Origin of the sequence: Massilia sp. CT11-108, assembly GCF_047302915.1 — a bacterium.
Taxonomy (GTDB): Bacteria; Pseudomonadota; Gammaproteobacteria; order Burkholderiales; family Burkholderiaceae_D; genus Telluria; species Telluria orientalis.
This window is the reverse complement of sequence record NZ_JBKYMO010000758.1, coordinates 1-1,964: the sequence shown is the minus strand read 5'-3', so window position 1 is coordinate 1,964 and position 1,964 is coordinate 1. Positions and strand designations below refer to the sequence as shown.

General features: G+C 70.6%; 2 protein-coding genes. Both read right to left on the bottom strand.

All coding sequences use genetic code 11. The features are described from left to right. Positions 1 to 1,214 (bottom strand): FHA domain-containing protein (locus ACEN88_RS30330; RefSeq protein ID WP_413345691.1); only part of this gene is annotated, 1,214 nt, incomplete at its 3' end. Positions 1,215 to 1,328: 114 nt separating this feature from the next. Then, positions 1,329 to 1,964 (bottom strand): PP2C family protein-serine/threonine phosphatase (locus tag ACEN88_RS30325; RefSeq protein ID WP_413345689.1); only part of this gene is annotated, 636 nt, incomplete at its 5' end.

The following is a 1,964-nucleotide window of genomic DNA, read 5'->3' as shown; positions in this document are numbered from 1 at the left end:
GGCGCCAGCAGCACGAAGCACTCGGACGCACCGCCGGCATCCACGCGGTGCAGGGTCAGCGCATGCGCGTGCAGCGCCGTCACGACGAACGTCACCACGCCGCGTATGCTGGCCGTCAATTCGATGCGCATCCCGAGGCGCAGGGGGACGGGCGCGTGCTTGCCCGGCCAGGTGCCGTCCAGCAACAGGCCGTAGCGCGACACGTCCTCGATCTCGAACCCGCCGCGCGCGGGGCGGATGACGGCGTGGCGCGCGGACAGCCGGCGCGTGAGGCCATCCCGTTCGGGCCCTTGCGCGCCATGGTGTTCCAGCAGCAGGTCGGCCTCGGCGCCGACGGTGTCGCAGCGGCCCAGCACGCATTCGTCCAGCGCGAACAGCCGCACGTGGCGCTGGGCGCCGGCGTCCGGTTCCGCGTACACGAGGCAGCCGGTGCTTGCCGGGCATGGATGCGCCGCGCGCTCGGCGGGCAGGTCGATCTCGATCAGGTCTTCGTCCCACGCGATGGTCGGCAGGCCGACGGCCACCTTGCCGCCGGCACTCCCCTCGAGGTTCAGCTGGGCGATGGAGGCGTTGCGGGCATGGATGTCGATGTCCATCGCGCCGCCGCCGGCCAGGCCCTGTACGCGGGCGATGGCGGCATCGTCGGCGCTGATGCGCACGTTTTTATGCGTGGACAGATAGGTCTGGTGGATCTCGCCCAGCGATGCGTCCGGCCGCGGCACGAGCAGCACGAGCGTCGCGACCCACGTGCGCGCCGGGTGGCGGGCATGGATTTCCAGGTCGACTCGGTACTGGCCGTGTTCCCGTCCGCGCGACGAGAATTCCACGAACACGGGCCGCCAGTCGCCGCGCAGGGTGCGCGCAAACTGCAGCTGGCCGGCGCCCATCGGCAGCAGCTTCGATTCGAGCAGCAGGGTCAGTTGCGCCGGCGCGTCGTCCGGCATGCCCCGCAATTCCAGCTTGATGGCCTGGCGGCCGCCGGCCGCGCGCGGGTCGAAGCCGCTCACGTGCAGGTGCGGCCGGGGTGGCGGTGCATGGATCGTCGCCGGTATCCGCGCCGGTCCTTCGGCGCGTACGCGTTTCAGCATCTCGAAACTCGAGCCGAGCACATCGACCGCGCCGGAAGGCTGGCGGTGGCCGTGCGCGCACTGCGCCTCGCCCGGGGCGACCCAGACGGTGCAATGCGGGTGATCGGGACTGCTGCAACGCTTCATGGGCGATTATCGGTTCGGGGGATGGGGACCCAGCTTACGCGATTGTAGCGTAGCGCGGCGCGCGGATTTCATAGTTGAGCAAGACTTTTTTCCAAGATGCACTATTTACCACAGTCATGCCCCCGGCAATGCGGTCTCGTCGCGCGCCGCGCCAGGGACGCGCACGAGGATGGCGCTGACGTTGTCCGGATAAAAGAATGCGGCCGGATGGGCATCGTAGGCTTCCATCAGCGCGTGCAGCATCGTGGCGGCGTCCGCGGTGCCGGCCAGCAGCTGCGGCCATTGTCCGGCCCAGCCGGCCGGGTCCGAGCACGACCACAGGCCGTCCGTCGCCAGCAGGTAGGAGGCACCGGGACGCAGCTCGAGCGGACGGCGGTCGGCCAGCCCGGACAGCCACGACGGCAGGTTCAGCGGCGACAATTCGTACAGCGGGTCGTTCAGCCGCGTCGGGTCGGCGAACGCGTTCCCGAGCAGGAAGGCCTGGGCGATCTGCGGCCGGTGTTCGCCATGCACCTGGCGCCACCAGTCGGCTTCGCCCAGCAGGCCCGCCATCGCATAGGCGGTGGCGGGGACGTGGTCGACCGTCAGCGGCGCCGCGCGCGAAGGCGTGATTTCGTACAGGCGCGAATCGCCCACGTGGTACAGCAGCGGGGTGTCGTCCGCGCGCAGTTCCAGCAGGGTGAGCGTGGTGCCGGGGCGGGGGCCGGCCGCGTCGGCGAAATGGCGCTGCAGGTCGGCGTGCAGCGCGTC